This window comes from Arthrobacter sp. Z1-9, assembly GCF_054792695.1.
The window spans coordinates 1,995,226-2,015,235 of record NZ_CP096456.1; the positions used below are offsets into that span (position 1 = coordinate 1,995,226).

Consider the following 20,010-nt stretch of genomic DNA (forward strand, 5'->3'; position numbering starts at 1 on the left):
AGGCATATGACTGACCTGAGCGGGAACTATGAGATCCGTCGCTTCGGCGCGGTGTCCAAAGGCAATGACGGCTATGCCGAGGCGGAGACCTGGGCCAGGGCGGTGGCCTTCGGGTTCCATGAGTCCACCCGCACGCCCGAGCATGTGGCGAAGTCCCTTGCCACCTACGAAAAGGACGGCCGGGTCCTGACCGGCGTCTACCAAACGGGCCAGGTGGCGCCAAACTCGCTGCCCGCCGACGTGCCGGTGGCCACTTTCGCCACCTTCCGCAAAAGCCTGAACATCGGTTTTGGCCGGACCCTTGAGAGCCAGCTGGTCACCTCGGTGACGGTGCGGACTTCGCACCGCCGCCGCGGGCTGCTGCGCCGGATGATGAGCGAGGACCTGCACCTCGCCAAGGAGGATGGCATCGCGATGGCTGCCCTCACCGCCTCCGAGGGGACCATCTACGGGCGTTTCGGCTACGGGGTTGCCAGCTTCGAGCGCACGGTGAAGGTCGATACCACGGCGCGGTTCAGCCTTGGACACCAGCCCACGGGCTGCGTGGAAGTAGCCGATCCCCGAGTCCTGCTGCAGCTTGCGCCGGAGGTCTTTGACCGGGTCCACCAGCTCACCCCCGGATCCCTAGGCCGGCAGGAATGGTACCGGCAGCTGGCATCAGGATCACTCGCCCGCGACGGCAAGGAGGACCCCGCCGTCAAGGTGGCCCTGCACTACTCGGCAGACGGAACCGTGGACGGCTACGTCTCCTACAAGTTCCTCGGCTGGGACACCGAACCGTACACCGTGGAAGTGGTTGACCTGGTGGCCGCCGGCAACGACGCGTACCTGGAGCTTTGGCAGTTCCTTGGTGCCATAGACCTGGTGGAGCGGGTCTCCTGGGACGAGGCGCCGGTCGATGACCCGCTGGCATGGGCCCTCACCGATCCCCGCTGCATCGACTCCTCGGACAGCAGGGACATGCTGTGGCTCCGCATCCTGGACGTCGGCAAGGCGCTGGAGGCCAGGCACTACCCGGCGGACGGCCGGCTGGTTTTCGAAGTCCATGACGCCCTGGGCCTCACGGCAGGAACCTTCGCCCTCACTGTCGACGGCGGCCAGGCCGCCGTCGTGCGCCTGCCGGAAACCGCGGCAGCGGACCTGGCGCTGGATGTCTCGGCACTGTCCTCAATCTACCTGGGCGCCGTCTGCCCCGTCACGCTGACGGCGGCAGGGCGGATCCGGGAGAATACGGCCGGCGCCGCACTGAAGGCCCGGCAGATGTTCGCCGTCGAGCGGGCAACACACTGCCTCACCCACTTCTGACCCGTACACCTGGGAGCAGGAGGGCCGCTTTGACCCGTGTTGCGGGCAGCGACTAGAATGAACGGGCGTGTGTTACGCGTGCGCAGCTTTGGCTCGCATTTGAACGGCACGCAATCAGGATGACCCGGCAATCCGCCGCGCTCCGCCTCCAGGTCAGTACCCGGAAGTGGTGGTCGCCTGACCAACTAACTATCCACAACGGAGCCCCTACTACATGACCATCACCTCCACCGAGAAGCCCGGTACCCCCGTAGTCGCCATTAACGACATCGGTACCGCTGAGGACTTCCTCGCAGCTGTCGACGCCACCATCAAGTACTTCAACGACGGAGACCTCGTCGAAGGTACCGTCGTCAAGGTCGACCGCGATGAAGTCCTGCTCGACATCGGTTACAAGACCGAAGGTGTCATCCCCTCCCGTGAGCTGTCCATCAAGCACGACGTTGATCCCGGAGACGTCGTCTCCGTTGGCGATCAGGTCGAAGCCCTGGTGCTCACCAAGGAAGACAAAGAAGGCCGCCTGATCCTCTCCAAGAAGCGCGCTCAGTACGAGCGTGCCTGGGGCGACATCGAGAAGGTCAAGGAAGAAGACGGTGTTGTCACCGGTACCGTCATCGAGGTCGTCAAGGGTGGTCTTATCCTCGACATCGGCCTGCGCGGCTTCCTGCCCGCATCCCTCGTCGAGATGCGCCGTGTGCGCGACCTGGCTCCGTACATCGGCCAGCAGATCGAAGCCAAGATCATCGAGCTGGACAAGAACCGCAACAACGTGGTCCTCTCCCGCCGTGCATGGCTCGAGCAGACCCAGTCCGAGGTCCGCTCCACCTTCCTCAACAAGCTGGAAAAGGGCCAGGTCCGTCCCGGCGTCGTTTCCTCCATCGTCAACTTCGGTGCCTTCGTGGACCTGGGCGGCGTAGACGGCCTGGTTCACGTTTCCGAGCTGTCCTGGAAGCACATCGACCACCCGTCCGAGGTTGTCGAAGTTGGCCAGGAAGTCACCGTCGAGGTTCTCGAGGTGGACCTGGACCGCGAGCGTGTTTCCCTGTCGCTCAAGGCTACGCAGGAAGATCCGTGGCAGACCTTCGCCCGCACCCACGCCCTCGGCCAGGTTGTTCCGGGTAAGGTCACCAAGCTCGTTCCGTTCGGTGCGTTCGTCCGCGTCGAAGACGGCATCGAAGGCCTGGTCCACATCTCCGAGCTGGCTGTGCGCCACGTGGAGCTGGCAGAGCAGGTTGTCTCCGTTGGCGACGAGCTGTTCGTCAAGGTCATCGACATCGACCTCGAGCGCCGCCGCATCTCCCTCTCCCTCAAGCAGGCCAACGAGGGCGTCGACGCCGACAGCACCGAATTCGATCCGGCTCTGTACGGCATGGCCGCAGAGTACGACGAAGAGGGCAACTACAAGTACCCCGAGGGCTTCGATCCCGAGTCCAACGAGTGGCTTGAAGGCTACGAGAACCAGCGCGCCGCCTGGGAGCAGCAGTACGCTGACGCCCAGACCCGCTGGGAAGCCCACAAGAAGCAGGTTGCCCAGCACGCTGCCGACGACGCTGCTGCTGCAACGTCCGGTGACAGCGATTCCGGCACCACCAGCTACTCCTCGGAGCCTGCTGCTGAGTCCAACGCCGGTGCAGGTACGCTTGCATCCGACGAGGCCCTCGCCGCCCTGCGCGAGAAGCTGACCGGCAACTAATTGCCACCGGTCCGGACTTTCCGGACCAACGCAACAGACCCCCTGCCCACAAGGCAGGGGGTCTGTTTGCTTTAACAGCGGGTGGCGGGGCGACCTGAATGCGTGCTTTATGGCACCTCGCCTGGCCGGCTTCCCTGCGAAACCACACTCCGCAGGCAGTATGCGCCACAAAAGTTACGCAATCCCGTCAACCGGGGGAGTTAAAGTACGACGACGGCGCTTACTGTCCCGTCGTCGTCGGGCGTCAGGACTGCCCCGGCGGAGGCAAGGACGCGCTGGGCGCCGAGGTTTCCGGTCAGGGTCCGGGCGGTAACCTCAGCGATGCCGGCGCTGCGGGCCTCATCAAGGACCAGGCGCAGGGCAGCGGTACCGATGCCCCGGGACCGAAAGCTCCTGCCGAGCCAGATGCCCGTGTCGGCAACAGCCACACCGTTGCCGGAGTCAACGCGGCGGAGGCGGATGGAGCCGGCAAGGCTGCCGTCGGCGAGAATGCCCCACGTCTTCTCGCCTGCATCTCCGTCGAGGCCCCGGGCGGCGGCGCGGTGATAGCTGAAGAACCACGCCGTACGTTCCAGGTTCCAGCCCGGGCCGCCCAGCGGGGGCGCCACCTCGTCGGGGGACGCGTCGCGCTTGGCGAGTTCCAGGAGCTGCTCCAGCACTGCTTCATTCACATCCACCAGTGACACGTCAGGGGAAGGGGACATCCACCCACTCCGTTCCTTCGGGCTGGAGCACGGCACTGCCCGCGGTGAGCGACTGAAGACGCTCCGCGGCGGCCGAAATTTCACCGGCTTCGTCCGGCAGCGCCAGCCGCAGGACCGTGTGCTGCGCGCCGTAGCTGGTGTCCGCCATCACGAAACCAGCAGCCCGCAGGTCGTTTTCCAGCCTGCCGGCGGCAGCATGCGGAACTTCCGCAGAGCAGATCCGCAACCTGCTGCGGCGCACCATGGGCGCCAGGGAAAGGGCCGAGGACACTGACTCCGAGTACGCGCGCACCAGTCCGCCCGCTCCGAGGAGGACCCCTCCGAAGTAGCGGACGACGACGGCGCCCACGTCGCTGAGGTCGGCCACCCCGGGCGTCGTTTCCCTTTTGGCTAGCGCCTCAAGCATCGGGATGCCGGCCGTACCGGAGGGCTCGCCGTCGTCGCTGGAGCGCTGGATGTCCCGGTCAGGGCCGAGAATGAAGGCTGAGCAGTGGTGCCGGGCGTCGTGGAACTCGCGGCGGAGGCCGGCCACCAGGTCCCTTGCGGCTTCCTCGCTGGCCGCCCTGCGCAGCACCGCAATGAACCTGGAGCGTTTGATCTCGATCTCATGGCGGAAGTCCGGCCCGGACGCCAAGGTGGTGTAGGCAGTGGTCCTGCTGTCTGACTCTTGCATCCGCCCCAGTCTAAGTGGGGATTAGTGTTGGAGGGTGCTGAAGATCGGGTTGACGGGCGGGATCGCCTCAGGAAAGTCGGTAGTCGCGTCACGGCTCAGGGAACGCGGGGCAGTGCTGGTGGATGCTGACGCGCTGGCACGGGAAGTGGTGGAACCGGGCACGGAAGGCCTGCAACGGATTGTTGCTGAGTTCGGCAACGGGGTTCTGGGCCCCGACGGCCGGCTGGACCGGCCCAAACTCGGAGCGATGGTGTTTGGCGATCCTGCACGGCTGGCGGCGCTGAACGGGATCGTCCACCCGCTGGTCCGGTCGCGGGCAGCGGCCATGGTCGAAGCTGCTCCTGATGGTGCCGTGGTGGTGCAGGATATACCGCTGCTCGTGGAAACCGGACAGGGCAGCAACTTCCACCTCGTCCTGGTAGTAGATGCGCCTGATGACGTACGGGTGCAGCGGATGGTGGACCACCGCGGGATGACCGGCGAGGCCGCCCGCTCACGAATGGCGGCGCAGGCGTCCCGGGAGGATCGATTGGCGGCGGCCGACGTCGTCCTCGACAACTCGGGCACCCTGAACCAGCTGGTTAAGCAGGTGGACGAACTCTGGGATGGGCGGCTGGTGCCATTCGCCCGGAACCTGGCTGCCGGGACGCGCGCGATAAGGAACGGCGGGCCTGTCCTGGAACCATACCGGGAGGAGTGGGCGAAGCAGGCGGCCAGGATTGCGGCGAGGCTGGCGACGGCGGCGCCTGGACTCATCCTGGCGGTGGACCACATCGGTTCCACCTCCGTTCCCGGGCTTGCCGCGAAAGACGTCATCGACCTGCAGGTTGTGGTGTCCGGCATGGACGCTGCAGACCGTGCTGCACCAACGCTGGCAGAAGCCGGTTTCCCCCTGGTGCCCGGCGCGGCGTCCGATGCGCCAAAACCGACGGACCCCGACCCCCTGCAGTGGCAGAAGCGGTTCCATGCCAATGCGGACCCCGGCAGGCCAGTCAACATCCACGTCCGCGCTGCCGGCTCCCCGGGGTGGCGGTACGCCCTGATGTTCCGGGACTGGCTGCGGGATGACCCGGCCGCGCTCCGGCTCTATGCGGCCCACAAGGCAGACCTTGCCGGGCGCTTTGCCGGCTCGGCCAGCACCAGGGCGTATGCGGAGGCCAAGGAACCGTGGTTCACGGATGTTGCGTGGCCGCGGATGTCCGCCTGGGCCGAGGCAACCGGGTGGGAACCGCCGTCGTACCCATCCTGAGGCCGGTCCAAGGACACCCCCCCCGGCGGGTGTTCGCCCGTAACGGACGTGCCCCCGCAGTGTCGGTGCCCCACGGTAAATTAGAACCATGAGCCTTGCGCAGGAGATCAACCGTGTTGTAGCCCCCTTCGAGGTCATCAGCGAGTTCAAGCCTGCCGGCGACCAGCCCGCCGCCATTGCTGAACTGACGGAACGGATTAAGAACGGCGAAAAGGACGTAGTCCTGCTCGGCGCCACCGGAACCGGCAAGAGCGCCACCACCGCTTGGCTGATCGAACAGGTCCAGCGGCCCACCCTGGTGATGGTCCAGAACAAGACCCTCGCGGCGCAGCTGGCCAACGAATTCCGTGAACTCCTGCCCAACAACGCGGTGGAGTACTTCGTTTCTTACTACGACTACTACCAGCCCGAAGCCTACGTAGCCCAGACGGACACGTTCATCGAGAAGGACTCCTCCATCAACGAGGAAGTGGAACGGCTCCGCCACTCCGCCACCAATGCGCTGCTGACACGCCGCGACGTCATTGTGGTGGCTACGGTGTCCTGTATCTACGGCCTCGGCACCCCGGAGGAATACATCGCCGGCATGGTGACCCTCCGCAAGGGGGCGGAGATGAACCGTGACCACCTGCTCCGCAAATTCGTTGCCATGCAATACGCGCGCAACGACATGGATTTCCACCGCGGCACCTTCCGGGTCCGCGGCGACACCGTGGAAATCATTCCCATGTACGAGGAACTGGCCATTCGGATCGAGTTTTTCGGGGATGAGATTGAGAACATCCACACGCTGCATCCGCTGACCGGTGAAATGATCCGGGACGAAGAGGAGATGTACGTTTTCCCGGCCTCGCACTATGTGGCCGGGCCCGAACGGATGGCGAGGGCAATCAAGCGGATCGAAGACGAACTCGCCGACCGGCTGAAGGTCCTGGAAAGCCAGAACAAACTTGTCGAGGCGCAGCGGCTGCGGATGCGCACTACCTACGATCTCGAGATGATGCAGCAGATGGGCTTCTGCAACGGCATCGAGAACTACTCATCGCACATCGACGGCCGTGCCCCCGGGACCGCCCCGCACTGCCTCATTGACTATTTCCCGGACGACTTCCTGCTGGTGGTCGACGAGTCCCACGTGACCATTCCCCAAATCGGCGCCATGTATGAAGGCGACATGTCCCGCAAGCGGAACCTGGTGGACTTCGGCTTCCGCCTGCCGTCCGCCATGGACAACCGCCCGCTCAAGTGGGATGAATTCCTCCAACGCGTAGGCCAGACCGTCTACCTGTCCGCGACTCCCGGCAAATACGAGTTGGGCAAAGCGGACGGCACGGTCCAGCAGATCATCCGGCCCACCGGACTGATCGACCCCGAGGTGGTGGTCAAGCCCACCAAGGGCCAGATCGATGACCTGCTGGGCGAAATCAAGACGCGCACGGAGAAGAACGAACGGGTCCTGGTCACCACGCTCACCAAACGGATGTCGGAGGACCTTACTGACTACCTGCTGGGCCACGGCGTGAAGGTGGAGTACCTGCACTCAGACGTGGACACCCTGCGGCGTGTGGAGCTCCTCCGTGAGCTACGGATGGGCACATTCGATGTCCTTGTGGGCATCAACCTGCTCCGGGAAGGCCTGGACCTGCCCGAAGTCTCCCTGGTGAGCATTCTGGACGCTGACAAGGAAGGCTTCCTGCGGTCCTCCACGTCGCTCATCCAGACCATCGGCCGCGCCGCCCGTAACGTCTCCGGGCAGGTGCACATGTACGCCGACCGGATCACAGACTCCATGGCCCACGCCATCGACGAAACCAACCGCCGGCGCGCCATTCAGGTGGCATACAACACGGAAAGGGGCATCGATCCGCAGCCGCTGCGGAAGAAGATCGCCGACATCACCGACCAGCTGGCCAAGGAAGACGCCGACACCCAGGAACTGCTCAGCAACAACCGCCTGGCCAAGGGCGGCAAACGGAAGGCCGCTGCAAAGGGTGCCGCGCAGGTGCGGTCCGATGGACTCGCCGCCGCACCCGCAGAGGACCTCGTGGGCCTGATTGAACAGCTGACGGAACAGATGCACGGGGCCGCCGCCGAGCTGCAGTTCGAGGTGGCAGCGCGGATCAGGGACGAAGTCAGTGAACTGAAAAAGGAACTGCGCCAGATGCAGGCCGCCGGGCACGCCTGACGCAAACGCCAGCGGTGAAGCGGTGGGGCCCCGGCCTGGGGTACAGTTAATGCCACGTAGGGGAGTATCCCGAGCGCTACGATCGTCAACACGCAGGGCATGGTTGCCCCGCCGGGCGTAGCGGGCCGCCACATCAGCACCAAGTGCACAGGCAGGCCGGAGAGACTTACACTGCATCTCTGTACCCTGCGAAAGGCTACCCTGTGCTCGAATTGCCCGTGTGGTTCGAGGTCGGCTCCCTTGTCGTCCTCGGCCTGATCCTCCTGATCGACCTTCTCCTCGTGGTGCGCCGCCCCCACGAACCCTCTATGAAGGAAGCCGGACTGTGGGTGGCGTTCTATGTCTCCCTGGCCCTGGTGTTCGCCGGCGCCATGTTCGCCTTCACCGGCCCTGAATACGGCGGGCAGTTCGTCGCCGGCTGGGTGACGGAATACAGCCTCAGCATCGACAACCTCTTTGTCTTCATCATCATCATGGCCAGGTTCTCCGTGCCCCGGAAGTACCAGCAGGAAGTGCTGATGGTGGGCATCATCATCGCCCTGATCCTGCGCGGCATCTTCATCCTGCTCGGCGCCATCGTGATCGAACAGTTCAGCTGGGTATTCTACATCTTCGGCGCCTTCCTGCTCTGGACCGCCTGGAAGCAGGCCCAGGACGAAGGCGAAGACGAAGAAGACCGGGAGAACCCGCTGATCGCCAAGATCCGCAAGGTCATCCCCATGTCCGAGAAGTTCGACGGCGGCAAGCTGCGCACCACGGTGGACGGCAAGAAGGTCTTCACCCCGATGCTGATCGTGTTCATCACCATCGGCCTCACGGACCTGCTCTTCGCCGTAGACTCCATCCCCGCAATCTTCGGCCTGACCCAGAGCCCGTTCATCGTCTTCACGGCGAACCTGTTCGCCCTGATGGGCCTCCGCCAGCTGTACTTCCTGCTGGGTGGCCTCATGAACCGCCTGATCTACCTGAAGCACGCACTGTCCTTCATCCTGGCGTTCATCGGCGTGAAGCTGGTCCTGCACGCAATGCACGTCAACGAACTGCCGTTCATCAACGGCGGCCAGCACATCGAATGGGCTCCCGAGATTCCCACCTTTGTGTCCCTGGCGGTCATCGTCGGCACCATCATCATCGCGGTGGTTGCCAGCCTGCTCAGCTCCAAGGCCAAGGAAACCCACCTGGATCCGCGCCTCGAAGAAGACGTACGCAAGAGCCACAGCGACGTCGACTAGTTCTTTCCGCTCCTGGAACACCTGCGATCCCGGCCGCCATGCGGCCGGGATTGTTGGCTTTAATGCGGGTCTATAAGACCCGGGCGGTGAGGGCTATGCTCTGATCATGGCCGGCACTTTGATGACGGAAAGCGGAGTGCGCCAGGTGCAACGCCGCACCGTGGTGCTGCTGAGTGCAGCCCAGGTCTTTGGCGGGATTGGAACCGGGGCCACCGTTTCCATCGGTTCCATCCTGGCCGTCGAGCTCTCCGGATCGAGCGCCTGGGCGGGTGCCGTAGCCACGGTGATGACCCTGGGGGCAGCGCTGGCTGCCCTGCCCCTCGCCGCCCTTGCCGATCACCGGGGACGCCGGATTGGCCAGGTCGCCGGGCTCTCGGCGGCACTGCTGGGCACCCTGCTGATAGTGCTTTCCGTGGTTTGGGGCGCCTTCGTCCTGCTGGTGCTCGGTGCGGCCGGTATCGGGGTTGGAACCGCCGCAAGCCTGCAGGCCCGGTTTGCCGCCGTCGACCTCGCTGATGCCGAACACCGCGGCCGGTCCCTGTCCGCCGTGGTCTGGGCAGTGACAGTCGGCGCCGTGGCCGGCCCCAACCTGATCCAGCCTGGCACCGTGGTGGGCGAGGCGCTCGGCCTGCCTCCCGTCGCCGGTCCGTTCGTGATCTCGGGGGCCGGACTCCTCGTGGCCACTGTGCTGCTCTTCGCCGGCCTGAGGCCAGACCCCCTGCTGCTGGCGCGCAGCCTCGCAGCCTCGGCGGCTTCCGGCCCAGGGAATTCCCCGCGGCAGGGGAGCCCCCAGGCCGAAGCATCACGCCTCCACGGTCCTCCAACACCGCCCGGCGGTCTAACACCGCCTGGCGGGTCGTTGGCCCGGGGAATGCGGGCCATCCGCGGTTCCCGGATGGCACTGCTCGCCGTGTCCGCCGTTGTTGGGGCCCACGCGGTGATGGTGGGCGTTATGTCCATGACACCGCTGCACCTGCAGCACCTCGTCGAAGGGCCGGCCGCGTCGCATGCCGGCCACGCGGCGTCCGGCGATGTGCTGGTAATCATCGGATTCACCATCTCCCTGCACATTGCGGGCATGTTTGCGCTGTCACCGGTGATGGGCTGGTTGACCGACAAAGCGGGCAGGACCGAAACCATCATGATCGGCTTCGGCCTGCTGATCACCGCCGTCGCCGTCGCAGGGTTCGGCCAAGGCTCCACCGCCGCAGTCGCTGTGGGGCTGGTCCTGCTGGGCCTGGGCTGGTCAGCGTCCACCATCTCGGGCTCCACGCTCCTGGCCGAGAGCGTCGGCCAGGACTCCCGCGTGGTGGTCCAGGGTGTTTCGGACATGCTGATGGGAATCGCCGGCGCGGTGGGCGGGGCCGTGTCCGGCCTGGTGCTAAGCCAGGCCGGCTACCTCGGGCTGAACATGGCGGGCGCCGTGGTGGCAGCGGTGGTCCTGGCCGCCGCCGGGATGACGGTTGTGGCTCGCAGGCGGGGCGCACCGGCGCCCTAAGCCGCGCAGCAAGGATCAACTGCGGGCGCGTGCCATTCCCAGCAGGCGGGTAAAGATCCCCTCACCGTCGTCGGCGATGCCGTCGTGATGGAAGTCCGCCGTCTCCCACACCTGCAGCCCCCGGACAGCCGAGGCAGTCTCCAGGGACAGGTTCCGGTCCACGTAAATGTCGTCGGAGTAGACGGCCGCGGCTACCGGGACGGTGTTGGCGGCGAGCCGGTGAACGTCGTACAGGGGTTTCCAGTCCGGCTTGGCGGCCAGGAGCCCTGCCACCTCGCGGAGGGGCCGGAGGGCCGGGTCCTGGTCGAAGTACCACGGGTAAACCATTTCGCCGGTCAGCAGCAGTGGTTCCGCGTCCGGGCCGAACTCCGGATACTCACGCAAAATCCGCCAGGCAGACCAGTCAGTGGCCCCGCCCTGCCCGTAGATGGACTCATGCATGAGGGCGTACAGCGGGTTTGAGCGGCGGGACACTATCCCCTGCATCTGTTCCAGGAAAGGATCCGAAAGCCGGGTGCCCCCGGCGGTCTTGGTGAATGCATCCTCCAGCAGGTAGTGCAGGCTGTCCACCCTGGTGTTGCCGCCCAGGAACGCGCCCGCCATCTGGAAGCGCTCCACGGTGAGGGGGCCGCCGTCGGGCAGGAATTCAGGGGTGCTCCGCAGATGGCGCGCAATCCGCTCCACCCTGGCCCGGTCCTCGGGGTACCAGCCAAAGTACTCCGCGTTCCGTGCTGCCACGCGCTGGAAGGTGTCGCGGTACACGTCGTCAGCGGAGCCGGCCAGCGGGGCCAGCCCACCGGTGATGACCACTTCCCGAAGGCCTTCCGGGGCGAACGAAAGGTAAGTGAGCGCGCAGAAGCCGCCATAGCTCTGCCCGTAGATGCTCCAGGCTCCCGAGCCCAGGGCGTCCCGGATCAGTTCGGCGTCGGCCACGATCGAATCAGCCCGGAAGTGCTCCAGGAAGGCGGCCTGCTGTTCCGCCGTGCCCCGCAATGGCAGGGTGTTCCGGTCGATGGGAGTGGAGAGCCCGGTGCCGCGCTGGTCCAGCATCAGGATCCGGAAGTCCTTGGCGGCTGCCTTGCTCCAGCCGCCCAGCGAACCGAACCTGTTGCCGCGGCCGCCCGGACCGCCCTGCAGGAACAGCAGCCAGGGCAGCTGCGCGGCTTCCTCCTCGGTGTGCGAGGCTGAAACGTATTCGCGGGCGAACACCGTGATGGTTTCCGGATCGGGGGAGGACCCGAAGTGGTCCAGTGGCACCGTGAAGAAGTGCTCAACGGTCCGCATGCCGCGGAATTCATGGCGGGCCCTGACCTCGTGCCGCACCTGTCCGCGGTCGGCGGCCAGCTGCACGTCAGCCATTGGCGGCGGCCGGCACGGCGCTGCCGAACTGCTCGAGGGCCTCGCCGGTGAGCCGGAACGTGGACCAGCCGTCCATGGGCCTGGCGCCCAGACGGCGGTAGAAGTTGATGGACGGCTCGTTCCAGTCCAGCACGCTCCACTCCACCCTCGCGTAGCCGTTCTCGACGGCGATGCCGGCCAGGTGCTGCAGCAGCGCCTTGCCGTGCCCCTCGCCCCGGGCCTCCGGGCTGACGTAGAGGTCCTCCAGGTAGATTCCGTGGACACCTTCCCACGTTGAGTAGTTCAGGAACCACAGGGCAAAGCCGCGCACGTCACCGTGATCGTTCTCGGCCATGGCCGCAAAGACCCGTGGGTTCGCGCCGAAGAGGACCTGCTGCAGCATCTCCGGAGTGTTGCGGACTGCGTCCGGTTCCTTCTCGTAGTGCGCCAGTTCGTGGATCATGCGGAGGATGGCGGGGACGTCTTGCGGCGTTGCAGGGCGGATTACACTCATTGTTCGAGCTTACCGCCGGCACGCTGCCGCCGCAGTCAGCCCACCCCTCAGGCGGCGCAGCGCGCCTGTCACAGCCGGTTTACGTTCGTCACGCGCACCACGGCTGTTCCGGATTCATCGGAGGCCTCAAGGTCCACCTCGGCGGAGATTCCCCAGTCGTGGTTCCGGGCGGGGTCGTCGAAGATCTGCCGGACCTTCCACACCCCGGGCTCCTCGGTGATGATGAGCAGTCCTGGGCCGCGGGCGTCCGGGCCCGTGCCGATGTCGTTGTGTTCGTCGAAGTAGTCATCCAGGACGTCTTCCCAGCGGTCGGCGTCCCAGCCCGCGCCGCCGTCCAGTTCGCCCAGGGCCGCGGCGTCCTCATCGGCGAACAGTTCCACCCGCCGGAACATCTCGTTGCGCACCATCACCCGGAAGGCGCGGATATTGGAGGTGAGCGACGGCGGCGGAGGCGGCGGTGCATCGTGCGGGGTGGGGGCCGCGCCGGACGTCAGTTCCTCCCACTCGTCCAGCAGGCTGGAGTCGACCTGGCGTACCAGTTCGCCCAGCCAGGCAATGAGGTCCTCCAGGTCTTCCCGCAGCATGTCCTGCGGCACTGTCTGCCGCAGCGCCTTGAACGCATCGGCCAGGTACCGCAGGACGATGCCTTCCGAGCGGGCCAGGCCATAGAACTGCACGAATTCACCGAAGTTCATGGCACGCTCGTACATGTCCCGCACCACGGACTTCGGCGCCAGTTCAAAATCGCCCACCCAGGGGGCGGCCTTGCGGTACACCTCGAAGGCTTCCCGCAGTATCTCAGCCAGAGGCTGCGGGTACGTCACTTCCTCCAGCATCGCCATGCGCTGGTCGTACTCGATGCCGTCCGCCTTCATCGCCGCTATCGCTTCGCCGCGGGCCTTCTTCTGCTGGGCAGAGAGGATCTGGCGCGGCTTTTCCAGCGTCGCCTCGATCACGGACACCACATCCAGGGCGTACGACGGCGACTCCGGATCAAGGAGCTCCAGCGCGGCAAGCGCGAAGGGGGACAGCGGCTGGTTCAGCGCGAAGTTGGGCTGCAGGTGCACGGTGAGCCGCACCGTACGGCCGTCGGGCCCCTGCTGTTCGGGAGGGATCCGCTCCACTACCTCGGCGGCCAGCAGCTCACGGTAGATGCCCAGGGCCTTCTTCATAAGCTGCAGCTGCGAGGACCGGGTTTCGTGGTTTTCGGTCAGGAGGCGCCGGGCAGCGGCAAAGGGGTCGCCGGGCCTTTCCATCAGGTTCATCAACATGGCGTGCGTCACCGTGAAGCTGGACGTGAGCGGCTCCGGCACCGATTCCACCAGCCGCTTGAAAGTGGGTTCGCCCCAGGACACAAAGCCCTCCGGCGGCTTTTTCTTCACCACCTGCCGCAGCTTCTTCTGGTCGTCCCCGAACTTGGCGGTGGCCTTGGCCATTGCCTTTACGTTCTCGGTGACATGCTCGGGGGCCTGGACCACCACCGTCCCGGCGGTGTCGTAGCCGGCCCTGCCGGCCCTGCCCGCAATCTGGTGGAACTCACGCGGGTTAAGCAGCCGGGTGCGGACGCCGTCGTACTTGCTCAGGGCTGTCAGGAGCACTGTGCGGATGGGCACGTTTATGCCCACGCCCAGCGTGTCGGTGCCGCAGATGACCTTCAACAGGCCAGCCTGCGCCAGCTGTTCCACCAGCCGGCGGTATTTCGGGAGCATGCCGGCGTGATGCACTCCGATGCCGTGGCGGACCAGGCGGTTGAGCGTCTTGCCGAAACCAGCGGCGAAACGGAAGTTGGCGATCAGGTCGGCAATCCTGTCCTTCTCCTCACGGGTGCAGACGTTGATGCTCATCAGGGTCTGCGCGCGGTCGATCGCCTCAATCTGGCTGAAATGCACCACATACACCGGCACCTGCTTCGTGGAGAGCAGCTCCTCAAGCGTCTCGTGCACAGGTGTCTCGTGGTAGTAGTAATGCAGCGGAATGGGCCGCTCCGCCGAGCTCACCGTGGTGGTGGCCCTTCCGGTCAGGGCGGTCAATCCTTCTTCGAACCTGCTGACGTCGCCCAGCGTGGCCGACATCAGCAGGAACTGTGCCTGGGGGAGCTCCAGCAGGGGCACCTGCCACGCCCAGCCACGCTGCGGGTCCGAGTAGAAGTGGAACTCGTCCATGATCACGGAGCCCAGCTCTGCTGCCGCCCCTTCCCGGAGCGCCGTGTTGGCCAGGATCTCGGCCGTGCAGCAGATGATGGGCGCGTCCTGGTTCACGCCGGAATCGCCGGTGATCATGCCAACGTTCTCGGCCCCGAAGATCTCGCAGAGAGCAAAGAACTTCTCCGAGACCAGGGCCTTGATGGGCGCCGTGTAGTAGCTGCGGCGGCCCTGTGCCATGGCCTGGAAGTGGGCGGCAATGGCTACGAGCGACTTCCCGGAACCGGTGGGCGTGGCCAGGATGACGTTGGCCCCCGTGGCCAGCTCCATAATCGCTTCGTCCTGCGCGGGGTACAGCTCCAGCCCCCGGCTTTCGGTCCACTCAACGAACCTGGTGTACAAGGCGTCGGGATCGACGGCGGAAGCGGGCAGGTCCCGGGCGGACAGAAGGGGCAGCTGGTCAACGAGTTTCATTGATTTCCAGCTTAGTGCCCGGACCCAGCCGGAAATCCGTTGCCTGCGGGTTAGGCTTCGGCGTACCTGCAGAAACCAGAACGTGGAGACAGAAGACATGAAGTGGGATCCGGCAAAATACGTCCAGTTCGGTGATTACCGGGACCGGCCGTTCTTTGACCTGACGGGCAGGGTTCACGCAGACTCGCCGGTACAGGTGGTGGACCTGGGGTGCGGACCGGGAAACCTCACCGCCACCCTCGCGGAGCGCTGGCCCGAAGCCGACGTTGTGGGGCTGGATTCCTCGCCCGACATGCTGGCCAAAGCCGAGGGAGTTGCCCAGGGGAGGCCCTCCCTGCGGTTTGACCTTATGGACATAGCTGAGTGGATGCCGACCGCGGAAACCGGAGTGGTGGTGAGCAACGCGGCACTGCAGTGGGTCCCCGGACACCAGGACATGATGCGTTCCTGGCTGGCCGGGCTCCGTCCCGGTTCGTGGTTTGCGATGCAGGTTCCAGGCAACTTCAATGCCCCCTCCCATGCGCTGATGCGGGGGCTCGCGGGCTCTCCCCGGTGGGCGCCGAAACTGCAGGGTGTGTTGCGGGGCGGTGAGTCGGTGGGCGAGCCCGCGGATTACCTTCGGATACTGCTCGACGCCGGTTTCGCGGCGGACGCGTGGGAGACCACCTACCAGCAGGTATTGCCCGGGCCGGATCCAGTCCTGGAGTGGGTCCGCGGCACCGCCCTGCGGCCCGTCCTGGCGGTTCTGCCTCAGGACGAGGGCGCAGACTTCGAGTCCGAATACGCTGCCGCATTGCGGGAGGCTTACCCGGTCGGCCCCCACGGAACAGTCTTTCCTTTCCGCAGGATCTTTGCAGTAGGGCGCCGGAAGGACTGAGAAACCTCCATTCGCTGGACATTCTCTACAAGAAAGTCATGCGATGTGACACGCGAAGTAAGTGATGTGGCTTACAATTGCGGAATTGGCTGATGGGGGAGGCCGCTACCGCCTTGACGGCTTCCCTGACCGCAGTGGAGGTATGGTGCTGATCGCATTGATGAGGCGGCTGCTGGCAGACCACAAACCTGCCGTGACCGCCATTGTCCTCCTGCAGCTGGTACAGGCCGGGGCGAACCTCCTGTTGCCCACAGTCAACGCAGCCATCATTGACGACGGCATCGTCGCTGGCCAGACCCAGGTGATCTCCCGCCTGGGAGCAGTGATGGCCGTGATTGCCGTACTCCAGGCGGCGGCCGCCATAGCAGCGGGATACCTTGGGGCCGTTGTTGCGATGAGGATGGGAAGGCAGCTCCGGGGGGAGATCTTCGCAAGGATCCAGGCGCTGTCCTCGCAGGACGTTGCGGCCTTCGGGACCCAAAGCCTGACCACCCGCGCCACGAACGACACCCAGCAGGTCCAGGCGTTCGCTGTGCTGGTGTTCACCATGCTCGTAGCCGGACCCGCCATGGGGGTAGGCGGTGTGGTCCTGGCCCTGCAGCAGGACGCGGCGCTGTCTTCGGTGGTGATCATCATTGTGCCGCTGCTCCTCCTGATCATGTACCTCATTGTCCGGAAGCTGATCCCGCTGTACCGGGAGGGACAGGATCAGCTGGACCGCGCCGGTGGAATCCTGCGGGAGCAGATCATCGGTGCCGGTGTCATCCGGTCCTTTGTCCGCCAGGACCATGAGATCCGGCGCTTCGCCCGGGTCAACGGCAGCCTCACTGCCAATAACCTCCAGTCCGCGCTGCTGGTCGCCGGCATGCTCCCTTTGGTGATGCTGGTGGTCAACATCTCCTCGGTGGCTGTGGTGTGGTTCGGGGGCCACCGGATCCAGGCCGGCCTGATGAACCTCGGAGCCCTGACCGCGTTCATCGCCTATATCCTGCAGATCCTGCTCGCCATCATGATGTCCATGTACGTCCTGATGACGGCACCCCGCGCAGCTGTCTGTGCGGAGCGGATCACCGCCATACTGGACACGGAGTCCTCAGTACGGGAACCACCGAACCCGAAACCCCTGCACCCAAAGACCGCGGAAGGTCCCGCCACTGCGACCGGCGTAAAACCCGCCCCTGCGCTTCCGCCCGGGACCCTGGTATTCAACGGAGTGGGCTTCTCCTACCCGGGTGCAGAAGCACCGGTCCTTGCGGACATCAGCTTCACAGCCCGACCGGGCACTACAACGGCCATCGTTGGCTCCACCGGCAGTGGAAAGTCCACGCTCCTGAACCTGATCCCGCGCTTCCTCGATTCAACGGCAGGAAGCATCAGCCTGGGGGGCGTGGACATTAAGGACGTTTCCCTGGACGACCTGCGCGCCGCCATGGCGATAGTTCCCCAACATTCGCACCTCTTCACCGGCACCATCGCCGACAACCTCCGCATGGCCGCGCCGGACGCAACGGACGAGGAGCTCTGGGACATCCTCGAAACTGCCCAGACCATGCGCTTTATGCGGGACCTGCCGCTGGGCCTTGCCACACCGCTTGGCCAAGGCGGCACCAACCTCTCGGGCGGCCAGCGGCAGCGGCTGTGCATTGCCCGCGCCCTGCTCCGGAAGACGTCCCTGTACCTGTTCGACGACAGCTTTTCCGCGCTTGACTACGACACGGACACCAGGCTGCGGCAGGCCCTCCAGGCCACGTTGGCCGACGCGACCGTCGTCGTCGTTGCCGAGCGCATTTCTGCCGTTGAAGACGCGGGCCTGATTTTGGTGCTGGACGGGGGCCGCCTCGTGGCGCAGGGAACGCACCAGGAGTTGCTGGAGACCTCGCCCACGTACCGGGAAATAGCCGACTCCCAGCTGGCACTGGGCGGACGCGCGTGACGGAGGCAACCGGCGTCGAACAGACCGCGGCAGGGTTCTGGCACACCGCGCGGCGTCTCCTTGCCCTGCTGCGGCCTTTTCGCCGGCGCATGCTGGGCGCAATTGCCGCCACGTGCGCCTTCGCGGGGCTGAACGTCGCCGCGCCCAAGTATCTCGGTGATGCCACCGACGTCGTGGTCGAAGGCGTCCTCCGCGGTGCACTGGACCAGGAAGGGCTCGTCGTCCTCCTCGGGGCCGTGGCGCTGATGTATGCCTGCGCTTCCCTGTTCAATTGGATCCAGGGTGCACTCTCCGCCCACTCGGTACAGGGCCTGATGTACGGCCTGCGGGAGTCCGTGGAGGAAAAACTGCACCGGCTGCCGGTGCACTACTTCCAGGAGCGCTCCAGGGGGGATGTCCTCAGCCGTGCCACCAACGACATCGACAACATCACCCAGGCGCTGAACCAGCTCCTGACACAACTGATCATGTCCTTCCTGATGCTGTGCGGTTCGCTGGCCATGATGCTGTGGTTATCGCCGCTGCTGGCCGCGATTGCACTTGCGACGATCCCCTTTTCCACCCTCATCACCGTGCTGGTGGCGAGGAAGTCCCAAGCACACTTCGCCAGGCAGTGGACGGAAACCGGTGAACTGAATGCGCACGTGGAGGAGTTCGTGACCGGCCACGAGGTCATCAAGGCGTTCGGGCAGCAGTCGCAGGCTGCGGATGTCTTCGCCGCGAGCAACGAACGGCTGGCGCGGGCCGCCACCAGGGCACAGTATTCGGCCGGGATTGTGCAGCCGCTGATGATCCTGATGACCAACCTGAACTACATTGCCGTGGCAGTGGTGGGTGCGCTCCAGGTCATCGCCGGCGCCATGACCATCGGCGGCATCCAGGCCTTCATCCAGTTCAGCAGGCTCTTTACCCAGCCCGTCGGCCAGATCGGGGGCATGCTTAACCTGATGCAGTCCTGTGTGGCTTCCGCAGCCCGTGTCTTCGCCCTGCTCGATGCGGAGGAGGAGCCAGCCGATCCGTCGGCAGCAGGCGCGGTGGCCGCGCCGCACGGACGCATCGTTTTCGACGACGTGACGTTCGGTTATCCCGAGGCGGCGCCGGCGGTCCGCAACCTCACCTTCACGGTGGAGCCGGGCCGGATGGTGGCGATCGTTGGGCACACCGGGGCCGGCAAGAGCACTGTGATCAACCTCCTGCTGCGCTTCTGCGAGCCAGGTTCCGGACGGATCACCATCGACGGGACGGACATCGCGGCCATTCCCCGGGACCTCCTGCGGGAGCAATTCGGGGTGGTGCTCCAGGACGCGTGGCTCTTTGCGGGCACCATCCGGGAGAACATCGCGTATGGAAATCCGGGCGCTGCAGAAGCCCACATCCTGGCGGCGGCGGAGGCCAGCTACGTGGACCGCTTTGTCAGGTCCCTGCCCCGCGGGTATGACACCGTGCTGGAGAACGGCGGCGACGGGCTCAGCCATGGCCAGCGGCAGCTGATCACCATCGCCAGGGCCCAGCTGGCGGGCCGGGCTGTGCTGATCCTCGATGAAGCAACCAGTTCGGTGGATTCGAGGACAGAACTGCTGATACGCCAGGCCATGCAGCGGCTCCGCCGGGGCAGGACCAGCTTTGTTATTGCCCACCGTTTGTCCACCGTCCGCGACGCTGATCTAATCGTGGTCATGGACCACGGACGCATCGTTGAGCAGGGCAGCCACCAGGACCTCCTGGCTGCGAACAGCTACTACACCCGGCTTTACAACGCCCAGTTTGCCCGCCAGGCAGGACGGACCGGCGTGCTCGAGGCCGGCATTTGACCGCGGCAGCCGGTTTCCCGGGATCGTGGAAGCCGAACCCGGCCAGCTCGGTACCGCTGTTCGAACAGCTAAGGCTCCAGGTCATTCACCTGGCCGACGGCGGAAAGCTGCCGCCGGGCACGCGCCTGCCCGCCGTCAGGGCCCTGGCGGAGCGGTTGGACGTCGCCCCGCACACGGTGGCGAGGGCGTACAAGGAGCTTGAGGCGGCCGGCGTCGTGGCCACGCGCGGGAGGAACGGCACGGTGGTGTGTGCACGTGACGAACGTCTCGGTGGACTTTCGGAGGCTGCTGCAGCCTATGCTGCCGCGGCCAAGGCCCAGGGTGCCTCGTTCGCCGAGGCGGTGCAGCTGCTGGCGGCAGCGTACGACGGCGGCTGACGGCTC

General features: G+C 65.6%; 15 protein-coding genes. 10 read left to right on the top strand and 5 right to left on the bottom strand.

Features of this window, described 5'->3' with window-relative positions:
- Window positions 1-6 precede the first annotated feature (6 nt).
- Together M1D93_RS09155 and rpsA are read left to right on the top strand one after the other, a co-directional pair.
- Entirely contained in the window at window positions 7-1,305 is a 1,299-nt protein-coding gene (locus M1D93_RS09155; protein ID WP_461174781.1) for a GNAT family N-acetyltransferase, read from the top strand.
- A gap of 214 nt (window positions 1,306-1,519) precedes the next feature.
- Complete coding sequence (rpsA, locus tag M1D93_RS09160) at window positions 1,520-2,998, top strand: 30S ribosomal protein S1 (RefSeq protein WP_013600871.1); 1,479 nt, start codon at window positions 1,520-1,522, stop codon at window positions 2,996-2,998.
- Window positions 2,999-3,198: 200 nt separating this feature from the next.
- Here rpsA and M1D93_RS09165 read toward each other — a convergent pair whose 3' ends face one another.
- Complete coding sequence (locus M1D93_RS09165) at window positions 3,199-3,702, bottom strand: GNAT family N-acetyltransferase (RefSeq protein ID WP_461174782.1); 504 nt, start codon at window positions 3,700-3,702, stop codon at window positions 3,199-3,201.
- Window positions 3,686-4,375, bottom strand: coding sequence for an IMPACT family protein (locus M1D93_RS09170; protein WP_461174783.1), 690 nt, complete (start codon window positions 4,373-4,375; stop codon window positions 3,686-3,688). Before M1D93_RS09170 ends, M1D93_RS09165 begins: the two co-directional genes overlap by 17 nt.
- A gap of 34 nt (window positions 4,376-4,409) precedes the next feature.
- On the opposite strand from M1D93_RS09170, the gene coaE reads away from it, so the two are divergent.
- The 4 genes from coaE to M1D93_RS09190 all read left to right on the top strand — a co-directional run bounded on the left by coaE (window position 4,410) and on the right by M1D93_RS09190 (window position 10,539).
- Window positions 4,410-5,624, top strand: a complete 1,215-nt coding sequence (gene coaE / locus M1D93_RS09175; protein WP_461174784.1) for a dephospho-CoA kinase — start codon at window positions 4,410-4,412, stop codon at window positions 5,622-5,624.
- Window positions 5,625-5,712: 88 nt separating this feature from the next.
- Complete coding sequence (gene uvrB / locus M1D93_RS09180; RefSeq protein WP_461174785.1) at window positions 5,713-7,809, top strand: excinuclease ABC subunit UvrB; 2,097 nt, start codon at window positions 5,713-5,715, stop codon at window positions 7,807-7,809.
- Window positions 7,810-8,012: 203 nt separating this feature from the next.
- Window positions 8,013-9,041 (top strand): TerC family protein, encoded by a 1,029-nt coding sequence (locus M1D93_RS09185; protein WP_163163501.1) that lies wholly within the window; start codon window positions 8,013-8,015, stop codon window positions 9,039-9,041.
- Window positions 9,042-9,147: 106 nt separating this feature from the next.
- Window positions 9,148-10,539 carry an MFS transporter gene (locus tag M1D93_RS09190; protein ID WP_461174786.1) on the top strand — a complete coding sequence of 464 codons (1,392 nt, stop codon included), beginning with the start codon at window positions 9,148-9,150 and terminating at the stop codon, window positions 10,537-10,539.
- Between the two features lie 15 nt (window positions 10,540-10,554).
- Here the strand turns inward: M1D93_RS09190 and M1D93_RS09195 are convergent, their stop codons facing one another.
- The 3 genes from M1D93_RS09195 to M1D93_RS09205 form a co-directional block, all read right to left on the bottom strand.
- Window positions 10,555-11,898: an alpha/beta fold hydrolase gene (locus M1D93_RS09195; protein ID WP_461174787.1), complete on the bottom strand. Its 1,344-nt coding sequence runs from the start codon at window positions 11,896-11,898 to the stop codon at window positions 10,555-10,557.
- Window positions 11,891-12,391 carry a GNAT family N-acetyltransferase gene (locus tag M1D93_RS09200; protein WP_461174788.1) on the bottom strand — a complete coding sequence of 167 codons (501 nt, stop codon included), beginning with the start codon at window positions 12,389-12,391 and terminating at the stop codon, window positions 11,891-11,893. The genes M1D93_RS09195 and M1D93_RS09200 overlap by 8 nt, the downstream gene beginning before the upstream one ends.
- Before the next feature lie 68 nt (window positions 12,392-12,459).
- Window positions 12,460-15,006 carry a DEAD/DEAH box helicase gene (locus M1D93_RS09205; protein WP_461174789.1) on the bottom strand — a complete coding sequence of 849 codons (2,547 nt, stop codon included), beginning with the start codon at window positions 15,004-15,006 and terminating at the stop codon, window positions 12,460-12,462.
- 97 nt (window positions 15,007-15,103) lie between these two features.
- Between M1D93_RS09205 and M1D93_RS09210 the strand changes: the two genes are divergently transcribed.
- The 4 genes from M1D93_RS09210 (at window position 15,104) to M1D93_RS09225 (ending at window position 20,004) form a co-directional block, all read left to right on the top strand.
- The gene (locus M1D93_RS09210; protein ID WP_461174790.1) at window positions 15,104-15,883 is read left to right on the top strand and encodes a trans-aconitate 2-methyltransferase; all 780 of its coding nucleotides are present in this window, start codon (window positions 15,104-15,106) and stop codon (window positions 15,881-15,883) included.
- Window positions 15,884-16,043: 160 nt separating this feature from the next.
- Window positions 16,044-17,816: an ABC transporter ATP-binding protein gene (locus tag M1D93_RS09215; RefSeq protein WP_461174976.1), complete on the top strand. Its 1,773-nt coding sequence runs from the start codon at window positions 16,044-16,046 to the stop codon at window positions 17,814-17,816.
- Window positions 17,817-17,905: 89 nt separating this feature from the next.
- The gene (locus M1D93_RS09220; protein ID WP_461174977.1) at window positions 17,906-19,627 is read left to right on the top strand and encodes an ABC transporter ATP-binding protein; all 1,722 of its coding nucleotides are present in this window, start codon (window positions 17,906-17,908) and stop codon (window positions 19,625-19,627) included.
- Entirely contained in the window at window positions 19,624-20,004 is a 381-nt protein-coding gene (locus tag M1D93_RS09225; RefSeq protein ID WP_461174791.1) for a GntR family transcriptional regulator, read from the top strand. The genes M1D93_RS09220 and M1D93_RS09225 overlap by 4 nt, the downstream gene beginning before the upstream one ends.
- Window positions 20,005-20,010 lie beyond the last annotated feature (6 nt).

Excerpts from the sequence above, each read along its gene's own strand:
- M1D93_RS09155 (WP_461174781.1), top strand. The coding sequence starts at position 7 with ATGACTGACCTGAGCGGGAACTATGAGATCCGTCGCTTCGGCGCGGTG.
- rpsA (WP_013600871.1), top strand. The coding sequence starts at position 1,520 with ATGACCATCACCTCCACCGAGAAGCCCGGTACCCCCGTAGTCGCCATT.
- M1D93_RS09165 (WP_461174782.1), bottom strand. The coding sequence starts at position 3,702 with ATGTCCCCTTCCCCTGACGTGTCACTGGTGGATGTGAATGAAGCAGTG.
- M1D93_RS09170 (WP_461174783.1), bottom strand. The coding sequence starts at position 4,375 with ATGCAAGAGTCAGACAGCAGGACCACTGCCTACACCACCTTGGCGTCC.
- uvrB (WP_461174785.1), top strand. The coding sequence starts at position 5,713 with ATGAGCCTTGCGCAGGAGATCAACCGTGTTGTAGCCCCCTTCGAGGTC.
- M1D93_RS09190 (WP_461174786.1), top strand. The coding sequence starts at position 9,148 with ATGGCCGGCACTTTGATGACGGAAAGCGGAGTGCGCCAGGTGCAACGC.
- M1D93_RS09195 (WP_461174787.1), bottom strand. The coding sequence starts at position 11,898 with ATGGCTGACGTGCAGCTGGCCGCCGACCGCGGACAGGTGCGGCACGAG.
- M1D93_RS09200 (WP_461174788.1), bottom strand. The coding sequence starts at position 12,391 with ATGAGTGTAATCCGCCCTGCAACGCCGCAAGACGTCCCCGCCATCCTC.
- M1D93_RS09205 (WP_461174789.1), bottom strand. The coding sequence starts at position 15,006 with ATGAAACTCGTTGACCAGCTGCCCCTTCTGTCCGCCCGGGACCTGCCC.
- M1D93_RS09210 (WP_461174790.1), top strand. The coding sequence starts at position 15,104 with ATGAAGTGGGATCCGGCAAAATACGTCCAGTTCGGTGATTACCGGGAC.
- M1D93_RS09215 (WP_461174976.1), top strand. The coding sequence starts at position 16,044 with ATGAGGCGGCTGCTGGCAGACCACAAACCTGCCGTGACCGCCATTGTC.
- M1D93_RS09220 (WP_461174977.1), top strand. The coding sequence starts at position 17,906 with ATGCTGGGCGCAATTGCCGCCACGTGCGCCTTCGCGGGGCTGAACGTC.